Genomic DNA, 15,938 nt, shown 5'->3' with positions numbered 1-15,938 from the left:
CTTTCACGAAGGGGGAGGCGAAATGGTACGTCGGTTATTGGCCGGGCTGTTGGCCGTCGGGGCGCTGCTGGGCGGGGCCGTGGTTGCGGCTCCGGCCGAGGCGGCGGTCAAGGACACACTGTTGCCAGGCCAGAAGCTGCTGGCCTTGCAATCCATCAAATCGGCCAGCGGTGTGTACACGCTGACGATGCAGCGCAACGGCAACGTGACGCTGCTCCAGCGCGGCACTGGGGACCCGCTGTGGATGACCAACACCTACCGGCCGGGAGCCGTGCTCGTGATGGGCACGGACGGCGTCATGCGGGTGATCTACGGCCGGACCACGATCTGGGCGATGGGCGCCGCCAGCCCGCAGGCGAAGCTCGTGTTGCCGAACACCGGTCTGCTCGGCATCTACAACACCCGCAACAAGGCAGTCTGGAACCGGCACATGGTGATCGGGACGCTGATGCCCAACGCACTCCTGCGTGCGCCGGACAGCATCGGGCGTGACGTGACGATGTACTCGACCAACCATGTCTACACGCTGCAACTGCTGACGACGGGCAACCTGGTGTTCCTGAAGAACGGCAAGACCGTGCTGTGGAGCACCGGCAAGACCGGATGGCCCGAGTCCAGGGCCTACATCGACAGCAGCGGCCGCTTCGGCACTCTCAACCGCGACGGCGACGAGACCTGGGGGTACGACGCCCGCCGCGCCGGGACCGTCGTACAGATCCGGAACGACGGGCATTTCCTGCTCATCAACGGCCGCACGATCGTCAAGACATTCGTGTGATGTAACACCGGGGTGCATGCCTCGATACAACAGCGGGGCGCATCGGTTCGCCCATTCTGACTCTGGGGGTTCCTTTGCGTAACGTCCTGCTGCGTTTCGCCGCGCCAATGGCTCTGTCGGCACTGACTCTGACCACGGCGGCTCCGGCCATGGCATCGGGCGAACAGGCTGCGGCCGTTCCCTCGGTGCCGGCCGGTGTGCGGGTGAAGGGCACTTTCACCGGCATCGACCTGGCCTGGAGCCTGCCGGCCGACGAAGGGACCGGCCTCACCGGCTTCGTCGTTCACCGCAGCGTGAACGGGACCGAGTCCACGTACTCAGTGCCGCCGACCAAGCTGAACTGGCAGGACACCGAGCGACTCCCGGGTGCGACGTACTCGGTGGCCGCGGTGGACGCCGACGGTGAGGGACCGGCCAGCATTCCCGGCCCGGCCGACACCGTGCCAGGAGCACGGTTCGCCGCGCCGACCGATGCGATCACCGTCGCTCACACCGTGACGAACGACGGCGTCAGCCGCACGTTCCTCGGCCAGATCGCCGTCCAGGGGGCGACCCAGGTCATCCCGCTCGCCACGTCCGGTCCGACGCAGCAGGTCGACAAGGCCATCGCGGCGTCGGCCGACGGACGCCAGGTCGTCTTCTCGCAGGGGCAGACCAGCCTGTGGACGGTCCCGGCGGTCGTCCCGCACGCGCAGCCGGTCAAGATCCTCGACGGCTCGAGCGGGATCACCGAGAAGTCCTGGTCGCCGGACGGTACCCGGATCGCCTTCGAACGCGAACAGAGCGGCACATCCTGTGTCGAGGTCGTCGGGGCTACCGGCGGCACGCCGATCCGGGTCGGATGCAACCTGGCCGCCCCGTCGTGGCTGCCAGACAACCAGACGCTGATCGTCAAGGACCAGGTGACGGGCAAGCTGCAACGCATCCAGGCCAAGGTCGGCGGTGCGGTCCTGACCACGTACGCCGGTACCGAGCTGGCACAGCACCCGGTCGCGTCACCGAACGGTCTCTGGATCGCCTACTTCAAGAACACCTCGGTGAACGTGATCCCGGTCGCCGGCGGTAGTCCCGTACCGGCCTACCCGTACGGCACGGGTGGGGACTCGATCAGCTGGGCGAACTCCGCCCTCTTGCTCGTCGCCCGCCGGACCGACACCGAGAGCAGCACCCTCCAGCAGATCCCGGTGAACGACGGACGGCCGTACGTGAACGGGGAGCTGTTCGTCCCGCCGGCCGGAGAGACGGTTGAGTCGGCCGTCTGGCAGGGACCGCGCGTCACGATCACACCGACCGCGGCGATCGTCGGACCGAACCTGTCGGTGCCTTTCGACACCACCGGACTGGTCTCGCCCGACGTCTACTGTGAGTTCGACGGCGTGAAGACCGAGCCGTGCACATCGCCCTTCCAGAAGGCCGGTGTCGCGGCCGGTGTCCACACGTTGCGGGTCCGGGCTGGAGAGATCGGGCGGGGTACTGAAGCCGTCCGCTGGCTGACCGTCGATTCCACCGCCCCGACAGCCCGCATCACCGGGCCGACGTACGACGTCACGAAGGCCGCCACTGCCACGGTCACGTACGCCGGATCGGACAACACCGGCGTTGCGTCGTACGACGTCCGCTGGCGGATCGCGTCCACAGCCGGGAACTTCGGTGCCTACGCCTCGGTGAAGTCCGGTACGACGGCCACGTCGGTGGCGATCGGTCTTGCGGCGGGCTACGAGTACTGCATCTCCGTCCGGGCACGTGACGTCGCGGGCAACCTCTCGGCCTGGACTGCCGACAAGTGCTTCTCCCGGCCGTCGGACGACCGGCTGATGGGCGCCGCCAAGGGATGGGTCCGGGCTTCCAACCGCGCGTACTACCTGGGCACCGCGACCGCGACGACCGCGAAGGGCATCTCCGTCTCGCGCAGCGTCCAGGCCAAGCGGTTGTTCCTCATCGCGACGAAGTGCGTCACCTGCGGCGGACTGAACGTCTACTACAACGGCAAGTACGTCGGTGCCGTGAACCTGTACAAAGCCACGACCGAGTACCAGGCGATCATCCCTCTGCCGGTGCCGGCGACCTTCCTGACCGGCTCCGTCCTGCTGACCACGCGGACGTCCGGCCAGATCTACCAGGTCGACGGGCTCGCGGTACGCCGCACCTAATACACCTCGATGCGGTCGAGGCTGATGACTGCGCTGGTCGATGCTGGGTTCTTGTCGCCGGTGACTCGTACCTTCAGGGTGTGGGGGCCGGCGGCGAGGGTCGGGCTGATGTACATCAGTTGCTCGCCGACGCGGATCGAGCTGTAGTAGTCGATGCGTTGCTCGGGGCCGCCGTCGACGGAGATCGCGGCGATCCCGTTGCCGGTGTCGGCGACGCTGAGCAGTGCGGCGCGTGTGCCGGTGAAGTGGATCGTGGCGGTCGCGTTGGTCTCGCCGCTCCAGTGGTCGTTGCCCCAGAAGCACTGGTTGCCGCAGCCGGATCCCGAGCTCCAGTTCCCGGCGTACTCGACCGTGCTGTCGGTGTCGTTGATCCAGTAGTTCGACGAGCCGGGGTCGCCGGACGGCAGGTTCTGCGTGGCGCCGGCGGCGAGCGGCCGGCCGAGGTTCGGCGTGCCGTCGGCGTTCCAGGTGATCTTCTGGACTCGGGTGGTGCGGAATGAATACGTATACACGCTGGTGTTCTTGCCGTGGTAGGCGATCCAGTCCTCGGTGCCGTCCGGTGACTTGAAGAACGAGTGGTGGCCCGGACCCCAGACGCCGGTCTCGTCGTTGCGGGAGAAGATCGGGCCGGCGTGCTGGACCCAGTTCGACGCGACCATCGGGTCGGCGCCGTTCGCGATGCTCTTCATCCACAGCTGGTAGTCCGGCTTGCCGGTGTCGCACGTCGAGTAGGTCAGGAACGTACGGGTCGCGCCGTACAGCGGTGTCGGTCCTTCGCGGACCTCCGAACAGCCGCCGTCCGCCGGGATGGCAACCCGGTCACCGACAGACGTCCACGGGTTGCTTATCCGGACGATGTACAGCTGGGCCGGTCCGCCCTGACCACGGCCAGGGCCGGTCCAGACGAAGTATTGCTGGCCGTTGACCGTGATCGGCTCGCCGTCGATCGCGTACTCGCCAAAGTCTGCGATCTTGGCCTTGAAGGAGTACGGGCCGAGCGGGTCGTCGCCGGCGGACTCGAGGACATACATCCGGTGGTTGGCGTCGACGCCGTCCGAGGCCGTGTAGTAGATGTACCAACGGCCGCCGACGTGGCGGAACGCCGGCGCCCACATCTGCGTGTTGCGGGTGGTGTCCGAATCCCGCCACACCACTTGCTCCGGTTGCACGAGCAACGTGGCGAGACTGGGTGACGACCAGATCCCGATCCGGTCGCCGCGGGTGGTCGCGACGTAGTACTTGCCGTTGTAGAACATCAGCGACGGATCCGCGGACGGATTCACCGGATTCCGGAAGGTTTGCGACGACACCGCGTTCCTCTCGACGGCGGGAGCGTTCGCCCCGACCGAGCCGGTCAGGAGTACGGCGAGCAGTGTGCAGAGGACGGGGCGGACGAACCTCATGACGGACACCTTCCGGGCTGGGGGCGGACCAACACCTGGATGAACAGTCGTACGACGGATTTACCATCGTTGTAAACCCTTCAAACAGGGATCGAGAGGAACCTGTGGGTGAGATCTGGCGTCTCACCGCACATGAAGCTCAAGGTGCGGGTCGTGCACTACCGGCACGACTGCTGGTACGCCGACATCGACGACGCGGATGATCGTCAGCCGGACGACCCGTTCTGGTACGCCGACGGCTGCCACACCCAGGCCGAGGCGATCGCGCTCGCCTGCTCCCAGCTCGCCGCACTCGACCACGCCGTTGCCACCGGCACGCTTCCGTCCCGGATCAGCGAGACCATCGCCGCTTGATCCCCCGACCGGGCATCATAGGCCGATGCTCGGTGAATCGGACGGCACCAGAGGCGACGCGACGATCGAGCAGGTCGGCCGGCGCCGGACCTTCACCAGCACCCTCCAGCTCGCGATCATCCTCGCGATCGTGCAGGTCCCGATGCGCTCGGCGGTCGGCCAGGCGACCGGTGCGCCCCTCGGTTGCGCGGCGCCCGGGCGGCTGTCGCTCCTCGTCGACGCGACGTTCATCATGGCCTACGTCTACGCGGCGTACCGGGCCTACAAGTACGTCAAGTTCCTCAATCGCCAGTCCTGGAAGCAGATCGCGGCCGTCGGCTCCTGGCTCGTCCTGACCGCCGCCGCACTCGACATCGTCGAGGACATCCGGCTCTGGAGCGACTTCGGATCCGGTCCCTGCGCTGATCTGTCCACCGGATGGCTGACCTGGCTGATGCGAGCAGTCTTCCTGGTCGGCGTACTGATCCTCGCGGTCTGCCTGCTCGCGACGAGCCGCTTCGGCCAGCAGAAGTGGTACGGCGTCGAGCCGACGCCGCCCGCGACGTTCCGGCGGGCCAAGCGCGACAACAAGGACGCCGGCCGGCTCATCGTCACTTGCTCCGGCGGCGGGATCCGATCCGCCTCGTTCTGTCTCGGCGCGCTGCAGTTGCTGCGCGAGCGCGAGCTGTACGACAAGGCGTCGACCGTCATCGGTGTGAGCGGCGGCGGCTACATGGCGGCCGCCTTTCATGTACTCCGTCGTACCTGCGCTGACCCGTTCTCGCCTGGATCACCCGAGCTGGCCCGCCTGCGCCGGCAGACGCGGTACCTGTTGTCGGGCGGCCGGGCGATGTTCCGCGCGGCGCTGTCGGTGCTGTTCGGCCTGGTCGTGAATCTGCTGCTGATCGGCATCATGCTGCGCGCGATCGCATGGGTGCTCGGCTGGTTCCTCGCTGACCAGAAGGTGATCACGCCAGGGCTGCAGGTGGATTGGCGGCCGAACGACTCCTGGTACTTCGTCGGTCTGTCCGTCTTCCTGCTCGCGATCAGTGCGCTGATGTTCCTGATCGAGAAGGTCTGGGACCGCTGGGCGCGGATGCCGGACATCGTGCGGACGATCCTTACTACGATCGGCAACATCACGCTGCAGTACGGCGTACCTGTTGCCGTCCTCCTGCTCGGCGTGCCGGGAGGCCTTTATTTACTGGGGAATCTCCCCGAAGGGTCCGGCGATCTCCCGTCATTGCTCTTGGCGTTGGTCGACCCAACGAAGCAGGGCGTTGCGTCGTTCGGCGCGCTGGTCGTCGTACTGATCGGCCTCGGCAAGTCGGTGTGGAACGGGCTGACGGTCGAAAGCAAGGCCGCGACCGGGCTGCGGGCGAAGCTGCTGGTGTTCGCGCGGACCAAGCTCGCTCCGTGGGCAGGCAGCGCGATCATTGTGGTTGCCGCGATCATCGTTCTGCTTCGCTGGACGGGCGGGTACGCGACCGACGCGTCGTACCAGGAGGACTGGAACGTCGCGCTGATCCTGGCCGCGATCGCGCTCGCCATCAAGCTGCTCACCGACGCGAACCGGACGTCGCTGCACTCGTTCTACCGGGAGCGGTTGTCGCGCGCGTTCCTGGTGACGCGGCAGGAGAACGGCGCCGCGGTCGCGCTCGACTACCACCTGCGGCTGCGGTACTCGGACTGGGCGAAGCCGATCGACGGCGGGCCGCAGCTGGTCATCGCCGGGGTCGCGAACGTCGACGATCCAGACTTCGTGCCGACGGAGCGTGACTGTGTGCCGTTCGTGTTCGACGCCGAGCAGATCGGGATCGTGGGGGACCGGTCGCTGCCGGACGGCGGACGTCGCGTGACGGACGACTACGAGCGCGAGGCCGACGTACTCAAGCGTGAGGTGACGGTGCCGGCCGCGATGGCGATCAGCGGGGCCGCGTTCAGCCCGCTCACCGGTCGGGTGAACGCGCGGACCAGACCCGTGCGGTTGCTGCTCGCCGTACTCAATGCGCGATTGGGCGTCTGGCTGCCGAACCCGTACTGGAACAACCGCGCCGAGGCCGCGTTCCCGGATCGCCACGGGTTCATCGCGAAGGTACGGCGGTACGTCGGCAGCGTGATCGACAAGCCCGGACCGTACCGGTTGCTGCACGAGGCGGTCGGCTCGCCGTCGATGTACGAGCGACGGATCTACGTGACCGACGGCGGGCACTACGACAACCTCGGCCTGGTCGAAGCGCTCCGCCGCAAGCCCGCGCAGGTGATCGTGATCGACGCGTCGAACGACGTCGAGGACCGTTTCACCGCCCTCGCCGAGGCGATCGCGACCGCCCGGATGGATCACGGCATCGAGGTCGACATCGACCCGTCCCCGATGGTCCGCGGCACCAAGCCCCGCGCCGACCGCGCCTGGGCCTACGGCATCGCCACCCACCCGCAAGAGGACGGCGAGGAGAAGCCCTACAAAACCGAGGTCTTCTTCGTCAAAGCAGTCCTCGCCGGCCACCTCGACTGGGACCTCGAGCAGTACGCCGTCGAACACACCGACTTCCCCCGCCGCACCACCGGCGACCAGTTCTACGACGAATGGGACTTCGAGGCCTACCGCTCCCTCGGCTACTCCGTGACCCGATCCCTCACCGACCACACCCGAGCCCACGCCCGTCTGTACAGCCACTGACACGCTGTGTGTCCACAGAAAGGGGTGTGGATAACGGGGTTTGGTTGTGGATATGTGGACGGTTGCTGTGGACAACCTGGGGGTTGGTTGTGGAGGAGGCAACTAATGCCGGTGAGGATGCACGTGCAGTCCGGCTAGTGAGAGAACGGTTGCCGGGGTGGGGTTCTGGTGGTGAGATAGGTCTCCGTGTGCCGGATGAAACTTTACGAAGATTTATCCGTGACATTCGGCGCGCCAGCTCGTTGATCTGTCAGGCAGTTCGCGAATCAGCGGATCGCTGGGGAATCCGGAGGGACCGCTCGTGCACAAGTTCAACGCTCCACCTGACTGGCCTGAACCACCGAGTGACACCTGGCGCCCGCCGATGGGCTGGGAGCCGGACCCGGCCTGGCCCGACGCACCGGCCGGTTGGGGGTTCTGGACCAACCGCAGCGGCCGCCGCAGCAGCGGCCCGATCGGCGCGTACGGCGCCGTCGACGCCGGCCGCCTCGAGCTCGCGACGGTCGACCCGGCCCTGGTGCTGATGCACTCCTGATCGTCAACTCCGGCTCCCGCATGCCGACCGGCTGCGGGAGCCGCGTTGTGTCCGCGTTCGGCCACCTCGCTGGCGCGTTCTTATCGCCTTCTGGTGTTATGTTATCAACCTAGATAACACTCACCTGGAGGCTTCGTGGGCTGGATCGGTCTCGACCTCGGCACGCAAAGTGTGCGTGCCGTGCTGGCCGATGCCAAGGGCCACGTGCTGGCCCGGGCAACCCGTCCGCTCACCAGCCACCGCGACGGCGTACGCCACGAGCAGGATCCACAGAGCTGGCTCAGCGCCGTCGACGCAGTCCTGGCCGAGGTCGGCGCGACCGAGCTCGACGGCATCGCGATCTGCTCGACCTCCGGCACCTTCCTCCTGACCGACCTCTCTGGCCGACCGGTCACCCCGGCCCTGATGTACGACGACGCGCGCGCGGCCGCCCGTCGCGACCACATCGTGGACGCCGACCCGGACCGCTGGGCCACGAGCATGCAACCCACCTGGGCCCTCCCGAAGATCCTCGACCTGGTCGCGGACGGTCACGACCTCGCCGATCGCCGGGTCGTCCACAGCGCCGATTTCGTCACGGCCCACCTCGTCGGCCATCCCGTCGCCACCGACACCAGCCACGCCCTCAAGACCGGATACGACCTGGTCGCCGAGGCCTGGCCGACCGAAGCCTTCGACAAACTCGGCCTCCCACTCTCTGTGTTCCCCGAGGTCGTCCGCCCCGGCGTCGAGCTCGGCCGCACCCCCGCCGGCGTCCCCGTCCACGCCGGCATGACCGACGGCTGCGCCGCCCAGATCGCCGCCGGCGCGCTCAGCCCCGGCGCCTGGAACTCCGTCCTCGGTACGACGCTCGTCCTCAAAGGCGTCAGCAACGATCTCCTGACAGACCCCACCGGCGCCGTCTACAGCCATCGTCATCCCGACGGCGGCTGGCTCCCCGGCGGCGCATCCAGCACCGGCGCCGGCGTACTCACCGAGCTGCTCCCGGGAGCCGACCTCGACGCACTCGGCCACGCGGCCCGCGCCGCAGGGCCGATCAACGCCGTCACCTATCCACTGACCAAGACCGGCGAGCGGTTCCCGTTCGTCGCGCCGCAGGCCGAGCGCTTCACCCTCGGCAGCACTCCCGACGACCTGCACATGTACGCCGCGGTGCTGCAAGGCGTCGCGTTCATCGAGCGGCTCGCATTCGAGCACCTCGAGACGCTCGGCGCCGAGCCGGTGCGTTCGGTCTCGCTCACCGGGGGAGCCACGCGGAGCGGTTACTGGAACCAGCTCCGCGCCGACGTTCTCGGCGTACCGGTGGAGCTTCCGGCCGTACCGGATCCGGCGTACGGCATGGCTGTCCTGGCCGCGTCAGGCGGGACCGACCTCACCGGAGCAGCGCGCCGGATGGTGCGGGTGGATCGCGTGCTCGAGCCAACCGGCCAACGACTTGACGACTTGTACGGCGCATTTGTCGCGGAGCTCGACCGTCGGGGGTACCGCGGATGAGAACGACGATCGTCCTGGCCCGCCACGGCCGGACCGAGTGGCATCACGGGAACCGCTACACCGGTGCGACGGACCTTCCGATCGACGAGGTCGGCGTACAACAGGCGCAGCAACTGAAGGACTGGGCGCTGGACTATGCGCCGGACGCGCTGTGGTGTTCACCGATGCTGCGGGCCCGGCAGACGATCGGACCGATCGCTCGGACGCTGGAGCTGGAGCCGACTCTGGATGCCCGGCTGCGGGAGGTCGACTTCGGCTCGGCCGAGGGGAAGATGCTCAGCGAACTGCCCCCGGCGGTGGCGAAGGCGTTCGTGCTGGACCCGGTGCTCGACCACTTCCCGGGCGGCGAGCATCCCGCCGATGCGGCCGACCGGGTACACGAGGTCGTCGCGGAGATCGCCGAGCGGCACGAGGGTCAGCGGGTCCTCGTGGTCGCGCACAACACGCTCGTCCGGCTGCTCGTGTGCAGGGTGCTCGGACTGCGACTGAACGACTACCGCAGACTGCTACCTGCGCTCGGTCCCGCGGCGCTGGTGCGTTTCCGGTGGCAGGACGGCACAGTGGGTCTCGAGGCGTACAACGTTCCACCTGTGATCGATCCTGCGCGAATGGAGACCCGGGAATGACATCGGAAGTCGATGGTGACACCACCGAACTGAGCCGGCCCGCGCGCCGGCAGGCCGAGATCGCGGCGTACGTCGTGAAGCACGGCTCGGTCTCGGCCAACGACCTGGTCGAGGCGTTCGGGGTGAGCGTGATGACGGTGCACCGCGACCTGGACGAGCTCGAGCGGCAGGGCGTGGTCCGTAAGTACCGCGGCGGGGTCAGCGCGCAGCCGACCAGCGTGTTCGAGAGCAACGTCGCGTACCGGCTGAACACCGCGCACGCCGAGAAGGCCGCGATCGCCCGGCACGCGCGGGCGATGATCGAGCCGGGGATGTCGGTGATGCTCGACGACTCGACCAGCGCGCTGGCCCTGATCGACCTGATCGAGGACATCACACCGTTGACCGTGGCAACGAACTTCCTGCCCGCGATCACCCGACTGTCCCAGCTGCGCGACATCACGCTGCTCGCCCTCGGCGGGATCTACTCCGCGACCCACGACTCGTTCGGCGGGATGCCGTGCGCGGAAGCCGTCGAGGCGCTGCACACCGACCTGTTGTTCTGCTCGGTGTCCGCGGTGTCGTCGACGCACGCGTTCCACCAGGAGGAGGAGATCGTCCTGGTGAAGCGGGCGATGTTGCGCTCGGCAAGGACCAAGGTGCTGCTGGTCGACCACGCCAAGCTGCAGCGCACCGCCCTGCATCGGCTCGCGCCGCTCACCGATTTCGACCTCGTCATCGTGGACGAGAAGACCCCACAGGACCTGATCGAACCGCTGCGCGACCACGGCGCCACCGTGGAGGTAGCCAAACTCTAGGAGGGGGCTTATGGACGTCGGAGTAGACGTCGGCACCACCGTGACCAAGGCGGTCGCCTTCGACGCCGACGGCCGTCCCTTGGCCGAGGCCTCCCGGCCGACACGCCTGGTTCATCGCAGTACCGGGCGGTTCGAGCACGAGACCGAGGAGATAGTTGCCTCGGTCAACGAGGTCGTGCAGGAGTTGGCCGGCGCGGTCGGGAATCGGCCCGGTGTGTTGGCGATCACGGCTCAGGGTGACGGGCTTTGGCTGGTCGACGACGCGGGTACGCCGGTCCGCCCGGCGATCTCGTGGCTGGACGCGCGGTCGAGCCCGATCCTCGAGCGATGGACGACGGACGGAGTCGCCGAGCGGGTGTTCCGGCGATCGGGCAACCGGATGTTTCCCGGCGCGTCGGGGCCGCTGCTGGCCGCCGTACGGGCGGAAGAGCCTGAAAAGATCGAGCGGGCCGGCACGGCGGCGTACTGCAAGGACGTTGTGATGCAGGCGTTGACCGGAGTACGGGCGACGGATGTGTCGGATGCGTCGGCGCCGTTTCTCGATCCCAGGACCGGGGAGTACGACGACGACGCGCTGGCAGCGACGGGGCTGTCCGAAGTACGTCGACTGCTAGCGCCGGTGGCGGCCGGCGGGCCGGTTGGCGAGTTGCGTGACGACTCGACTGGCATGGCCGCCGGGACGAGGGTGTCTGCCGGACCGTACGACCTTCCCGCCGCTGCGGCCGGTGCGGGCGTGACTGAGGCTGGGGACGCGCTTCTAACAGTCGGTACAACGTTGGCGTGCCAAGTCGTCACCCGTGAACTGCCCGTCGACGGCGAGCCTGCCGGCCTGTTCCTCGGCACCTGGACGCCGGGTGTCTGGCTGCGCGCGATGCCGGCAATGGTCGGTACGGCGGCCCTCGATCGCGTGCTCGCACTCGTCGGCGTCAGTACTGCGGAACTGCCCGGCCTGCTCGCCGAGAGCCCGCCCGGCGCGTCCGGCGTGACCGTGCTGCCCTACCTGTCCGAGGCCGGTGAACGCGCGCCGTTCGTCGACACCCGCGCCCGCGGCACGATCGACGGCATCTCGCTGGCCACGACGACGGCCGACCTGGTCCGTGCCACCTGCGAAGGGATCGCGTACGCCGCTCGCCACTGCCTCGACGCAGCCGGCTGGACCGGTCGCGTGACGGTCTGCGGCGGCGGTGCCCGGAGCAGCGAGTGGACCCAGATCCTCGCCGACGTACTGAATGCGCCGCTGCACACCGCCGAGGCCGAACAGGTCGCCGCGCGCGGTGCGGTGATCTGCGCGCGACGCGCCGTCGACCCGGACAGCGCCGGAGCGGAGTGGATCGCCGAGACCCGCCAGGTCGACCCGGATCCGGCCCGCGCCGAGTTCTACGCCGAGGGATACGCCCACTACCTGCGCCGGATCGAGGCGGCCCGCCCGCGCTGGTCCGACCCAGCACCCACGTTCACAGGAGATCGATGAGAACCGTCAAGACGCTGCTCGCCGGCGATCACTTCGTACGCAACGACCTGCTCGCCGCTGCGCTCAGCACGATCCCGGACGTCGCGTTCGAGTTTCGTGAGGTCACGTTGCCCTGGCCGCTGACGCCGTACGGACGGGTCGCCGAGGTGGACGAGGCCAGCGACGTGGAGGACCAGCTGATCGAGGCGCTGGCCGGGGTCGAGCTCGCGGTCACGCAGATGGGGCCGTTCACGGAGCGGGTGCTGGAGGCCGCGCCTGACCTGCGCTATCTGGTCGTCTGCCGGGGTGGCCCGGTGAACGTGAACGTTGCCGCCGCGGCGAAGCGCGGGATCGTGGTCGCGTCGACGCCCGGGCGGAACGCTGTGGCAGCTGCCGAGCACGCGGTCGCGTTGATGATGGGTGCCTTGCGCAACCTTCCGCGGTTGCAGCGGACACTGGAGCAGGGGGAGTGGCGCTCCGATCTCTATGCGTACGACGAGTGCGGGGTCGAGCTCGACGGATCCACGGTCGGGCTGGTCGGGTACGGCGCGATCGGGCAACGGGTCGCGCGGGTGATGCTTGCCTTCGGCGCCCATGTCCTGGTCACCGATCCGTACGTCGATCAGGCGCCCGATGGCATCGAGCTGGTGGAGCTCGATGAGCTGCTGAGGCGGTCCGACGTGGTGAGTCTGCACGCCCGGCTGACCGACCAGACCCGCGGCATGATCGGTGCGGAGCAGATCGCGTCGATGCCGCGAGGCGCCGTACTGGTCAACACTGCCCGCGGTGGTTTGCTCGACTACGACGCCACGGTGGACGCGCTGGAGTCGGGTCAGCTCGGGGCGGCGGCGTTCGACGTCTTCCCGGCCGAGCCTCTCCCCGCGGGGTCGCGGTTGCTGACCGCGCCGAACATCGTCATGACGCCTCACCTCGCCGGCGCAACCCGCCAGACCGCCCACAGAGCCGGCTCCATCGCCGCGGAGGCGGTAGCAGCCTTCCTGTCCGGAAAGGATCCGGTAGGACTGGTGTCCGCGTAGTAGGGGGCACAGGGTACTAATCATGAAACTGGCAACGTCGAGTACCGGGATCGAACTCCTTCTGCTGCTGATCGCGTTCGTGCTGTCGATGATCATCGGCATCGAACGGCAGGTGCGGCAGAAGAGCGCGGGGATGCGGACGCACACGCTGGTCGGCACCGGTGCGGCGCTGTTCACCCTGGTCTCCGGTTTCGGCTTCAGCGCCGTCCTCGGGACCGAGGTCAACCTGGACCCGTCCCGGATCGCGGCCCAGGTCGTCTCCGGCGTCGGTTTCCTCGGCGCCGGAGTGATCTTCATGCGCCGCGACGTGGTCCGCGGGCTCACGACCGCCGCCACGATCTGGATGACGGCGGCGATCGGGATGGCCTGCGGCGCCGGGATGCCGGTGCTCGCGGTCGCCGCGACCGTGCTGCATCTGGTCGCGGTCGGCCCGTTCGCGCGGCTCGGTCGGCTCCTGCCCTCGCCGGACCGGCGCCGCATCGTCACGGTGCGGTACGACGACGGTTCCGGCGTACTGCGCACGATCCTGGCGACCGCTACCTCGATGGGGTTCGAGGCGTCTGTGCTCGGGACCGAGGTGCTGCATCGGGACGGGTTGCCGCCGCAGGTCCGGGCGTCGATGCGGTTCACTGGACGGCCGCCGTTGCAGCACCTGGTGCTCGCACTGGACGACCTCGACGGGGTCACCGGGGTGCGACTGCGGGACGACGACGACGATTGATATCATCAGCTATGCTGATGGTATGAGTTCTTCGGATGTTGCTGCCCATGAGATCCGGACCAGCCTGTTCCGGCTGGTCCGCCGGCTGCGGCAGGAGCGTCCCGAGGGTGAGCTCAGCTACTCCCAGTTCAACGTGCTGGGCTGGCTGGAACGTGAAGGCGCGATGACGAACGCCGACCTAGCCGCTGCCGAGCGTGTCACCCCGCAGACGATGATGCGCGCCACGACCGACCTGGTAGCGAGCGGATTTATCAGCCGTGCTGATAACCCTGCCGACCGCCGTCAGATCCTCCTCGAGATCACGCCCACCGGCGCCACCCTCGTCCGCGAGGACCGCCGTCGCCGGGACACCTTCCTGGCGAAGGCCATGGACGCCACCCTCACCCCCACCGAGCAAGAACTCCTCCACCTGGCCGCCCGCCTGATGAACCAACTCTCCGAGGTATCGGAGTGACAGCCACCCCGACTTTGAGCACCCACCAACCATTCTCGCGACCGCGAAATGGTCGGTGGGTGCTCAAAGAGCTCCTGGAGGGTGCGGCGTGACGAAGGTTGCGGAGGAGGGGAAGGTGGATCGGGCGGGGGAGCTGCCGGCGCGGTACGCCGCTTCGGTCGGGCTCGGTACCTTGTTGCAGCCGTTGAACTCGTCGATGATCGCCGTCGCGCTGGTCGCTATCGGCGCGGAATTCCACGCGGGGACCGAGACGCAGTGGCTGGTCTCGGGGCTGTACCTCGCGACAGCGGTCTCGGCGCCGACGGCCGGGCGACTGGCTGACCTGGTCGGCGCCCGACGCGTCTTCCTCGCGGGACTTGCGCTGGTAGCGGTCGTATCGGCACTGGCCCCGCTCGCACCGAGCCTCGGCTGGCTGATCGTCGCGCGGGTCCTGCTCGGCATCGGGACCGGCGCGCAGTTCCCCTCGGGTGTCGCGATGATCCGCCGGATCGCGGACCGCCGAAAAGCTTCCGCGGTTGGCGCGCTCGGCCTGTTGTCCGTCTTCGCACAGACTTCGGCCGCGCTCGGTCCGAGCGTCGGCGGCTTCCTCGTCGGCAGCTTCGACTGGCAGGCGATCTTCCTGGTCAACCTCCCCGTCGCCGCCGTCGCGGGCATCGCCGTACTCCGCCTGGTCCCGAAGGATCCGCCTCGGCCGGCGGACGACGACCGTAAGCTCTGGCGAGAGATCGACCTCGCCGGCTTGGTCCTGTTCACGCTCGCGATGACCGCGCTGATGCTCGTCCTGCTCTCACTGACCACCCGTCCGAACTGGTGGTTGCTCGCGGCAGCGATTCCGCTCAGCGCTCTCTTCATCCTCTGGGAACGCCGCTCAACGACCCCGTTCGTCGACGTACGCCTGCTTGCCCGCAGCGCGCCGCTCTCCCTCGGCTACCTCCGCACGATGCTCACGTACGTCGCCTTCTACGCGATCTTCTACGGCCTGCCCGGCTGGCTCGAGCAGGCCCGCGGCCTCGACCCGACGCGGGTCGGGCTGGTCGTCCTCCCGATCGCCACGCTCGGCGCGATCACCGTCGCGATCGCGACCAAACTCGCCCGTCGGCACGGTCCTCGGCTGTTATTGATGATCGGTTCGGCCGGGCTACTGATCGGGGGCGCGGCGCTCGCGTTCGGAGTTCACACCGGTACGCCGATCGTCGTACTCGTGGTGATCAGCGCGGTCCTCGGCGTACCGAACGGCTTCAACGGACTCGGCAACCAACTTGCCGTCTACCGCGCCGCCCCGCCCGAGGTCGCCGGCGCCGCGGCCGGTCTGTTCCGCACCTCGCAGTACGTCGGGGCGAACCTCGCCGCGGCCGCGATCGCGCTGGTCTTCGCGGGGCCGGCGACCGACGCCGGGCTGCACCGGCTCGGGCTGCTCGTCGGCGGGATTGCAACGATTCTGCTTCTGGATGTGATCTTCGTGAGAAAATCACAGTGATTC

14 protein-coding genes are annotated in these 15,938 nt (G+C 68.3%); 13 read left to right on the top strand and 1 reads right to left on the bottom strand.

Annotated features, from left to right (window positions below; genetic code table 11):
- Window positions 1-22 precede the first annotated feature (22 nt).
- Both ACQPYH_RS42045 and ACQPYH_RS42040 read left to right on the top strand, forming a co-directional pair.
- The gene (locus ACQPYH_RS42045) at window positions 23-778 is read left to right on the top strand and encodes a hypothetical protein (RefSeq protein WP_432883588.1); all 756 of its coding nucleotides are present in this window, start codon (window positions 23-25) and stop codon (window positions 776-778) included.
- A gap of 149 nt (window positions 779-927) precedes the next feature.
- Complete coding sequence (locus ACQPYH_RS42040) at window positions 928-2,928, top strand: hypothetical protein (protein WP_432883585.1); 2,001 nt, start codon at window positions 928-930, stop codon at window positions 2,926-2,928.
- Here the strand turns inward: ACQPYH_RS42040 and ACQPYH_RS42035 are convergent.
- On the bottom strand, window positions 2,925-4,331 hold the full coding sequence (locus ACQPYH_RS42035) for a glycoside hydrolase family 43 protein (RefSeq protein ID WP_432883583.1): 1,407 nt from the start codon (window positions 4,329-4,331) through the stop codon (window positions 2,925-2,927). The genes ACQPYH_RS42040 and ACQPYH_RS42035 overlap by 4 nt on opposite strands.
- A gap of 108 nt (window positions 4,332-4,439) precedes the next feature.
- Here ACQPYH_RS42035 and ACQPYH_RS42030 point away from each other — a divergent pair, with 108 nt between their 5' ends.
- The 11 genes from ACQPYH_RS42030 to ACQPYH_RS41980 all read left to right on the top strand — a co-directional run bounded on the left by ACQPYH_RS42030 (window position 4,440) and on the right by ACQPYH_RS41980 (window position 15,935).
- Complete coding sequence (locus ACQPYH_RS42030) at window positions 4,440-4,685, top strand: hypothetical protein (protein WP_432883580.1); 246 nt, start codon at window positions 4,440-4,442, stop codon at window positions 4,683-4,685.
- 25 nt (window positions 4,686-4,710) lie between these two features.
- A complete protein-coding gene (locus ACQPYH_RS42025; RefSeq protein WP_432883577.1) occupies window positions 4,711-7,344 on the top strand; it encodes a hypothetical protein in 2,634 nt (877 codons plus the stop codon).
- A 301-nt stretch (window positions 7,345-7,645) separates the two neighbouring features.
- Entirely contained in the window at window positions 7,646-7,879 is a 234-nt protein-coding gene (locus tag ACQPYH_RS42020; protein WP_198681545.1) for a hypothetical protein, read from the top strand.
- A 135-nt stretch (window positions 7,880-8,014) separates the two neighbouring features.
- Window positions 8,015-9,373 (top strand): FGGY-family carbohydrate kinase, encoded by a 1,359-nt coding sequence (locus tag ACQPYH_RS42015; protein ID WP_432883574.1) that lies wholly within the window; start codon window positions 8,015-8,017, stop codon window positions 9,371-9,373.
- Entirely contained in the window at window positions 9,370-9,999 is a 630-nt protein-coding gene (locus ACQPYH_RS42010; protein ID WP_432883572.1) for a histidine phosphatase family protein, read from the top strand. The genes ACQPYH_RS42015 and ACQPYH_RS42010 overlap by 4 nt, the downstream gene beginning before the upstream one ends.
- A complete protein-coding gene (locus ACQPYH_RS42005; protein WP_432883570.1) occupies window positions 9,996-10,796 on the top strand; it encodes a DeoR/GlpR family DNA-binding transcription regulator in 801 nt (266 codons plus the stop codon). Before ACQPYH_RS42010 ends, ACQPYH_RS42005 begins: the two co-directional genes overlap by 4 nt.
- A gap of 10 nt (window positions 10,797-10,806) precedes the next feature.
- Window positions 10,807-12,267 (top strand): FGGY family carbohydrate kinase, encoded by a 1,461-nt coding sequence (locus ACQPYH_RS42000; protein WP_432883567.1) that lies wholly within the window; start codon window positions 10,807-10,809, stop codon window positions 12,265-12,267.
- Entirely contained in the window at window positions 12,264-13,283 is a 1,020-nt protein-coding gene (locus tag ACQPYH_RS41995; protein WP_432883564.1) for a 2-hydroxyacid dehydrogenase, read from the top strand. Before ACQPYH_RS42000 ends, ACQPYH_RS41995 begins: the two co-directional genes overlap by 4 nt.
- A gap of 22 nt (window positions 13,284-13,305) precedes the next feature.
- Window positions 13,306-14,004 (top strand): MgtC/SapB family protein, encoded by a 699-nt coding sequence (locus tag ACQPYH_RS41990; protein ID WP_432883562.1) that lies wholly within the window; start codon window positions 13,306-13,308, stop codon window positions 14,002-14,004.
- Between the two features lie 22 nt (window positions 14,005-14,026).
- Entirely contained in the window at window positions 14,027-14,458 is a 432-nt protein-coding gene (locus tag ACQPYH_RS41985; RefSeq protein ID WP_432883559.1) for a MarR family winged helix-turn-helix transcriptional regulator, read from the top strand.
- A gap of 88 nt (window positions 14,459-14,546) precedes the next feature.
- The gene (locus tag ACQPYH_RS41980) at window positions 14,547-15,935 is read left to right on the top strand and encodes an MFS transporter (protein ID WP_432883556.1); all 1,389 of its coding nucleotides are present in this window, start codon (window positions 14,547-14,549) and stop codon (window positions 15,933-15,935) included.
- Window positions 15,936-15,938: the final 3 nt, after the last annotated feature.

The organism is Kribbella sp. CA-245084 (genome assembly GCF_050942355.1).
In the GTDB taxonomy this organism is placed as follows: domain Bacteria; phylum Actinomycetota; class Actinomycetes; order Propionibacteriales; family Kribbellaceae; genus Kribbella.
The sequence above is the reverse complement of the archived record's forward strand: the minus strand, read 5'-3'. Positions and strand labels throughout refer to the sequence as shown.

Excerpts from the sequence above, each read along its gene's own strand:
- ACQPYH_RS42045 (WP_432883588.1), top strand. The coding sequence starts at position 23 with ATGGTACGTCGGTTATTGGCCGGGCTGTTGGCCGTCGGGGCGCTGCTG.
- ACQPYH_RS42040 (WP_432883585.1), top strand. The coding sequence starts at position 928 with ATGGCATCGGGCGAACAGGCTGCGGCCGTTCCCTCGGTGCCGGCCGGT.
- ACQPYH_RS42035 (WP_432883583.1), bottom strand. The coding sequence starts at position 4,331 with ATGAGGTTCGTCCGCCCCGTCCTCTGCACACTGCTCGCCGTACTCCTG.
- ACQPYH_RS42025 (WP_432883577.1), top strand. The coding sequence starts at position 4,711 with ATGCTCGGTGAATCGGACGGCACCAGAGGCGACGCGACGATCGAGCAG.
- ACQPYH_RS42010 (WP_432883572.1), top strand. The coding sequence starts at position 9,370 with ATGAGAACGACGATCGTCCTGGCCCGCCACGGCCGGACCGAGTGGCAT.
- ACQPYH_RS42005 (WP_432883570.1), top strand. The coding sequence starts at position 9,996 with ATGACATCGGAAGTCGATGGTGACACCACCGAACTGAGCCGGCCCGCG.
- ACQPYH_RS42000 (WP_432883567.1), top strand. The coding sequence starts at position 10,807 with ATGGACGTCGGAGTAGACGTCGGCACCACCGTGACCAAGGCGGTCGCC.
- ACQPYH_RS41995 (WP_432883564.1), top strand. The coding sequence starts at position 12,264 with ATGAGAACCGTCAAGACGCTGCTCGCCGGCGATCACTTCGTACGCAAC.
- ACQPYH_RS41990 (WP_432883562.1), top strand. The coding sequence starts at position 13,306 with ATGAAACTGGCAACGTCGAGTACCGGGATCGAACTCCTTCTGCTGCTG.
- ACQPYH_RS41985 (WP_432883559.1), top strand. The coding sequence starts at position 14,027 with ATGAGTTCTTCGGATGTTGCTGCCCATGAGATCCGGACCAGCCTGTTC.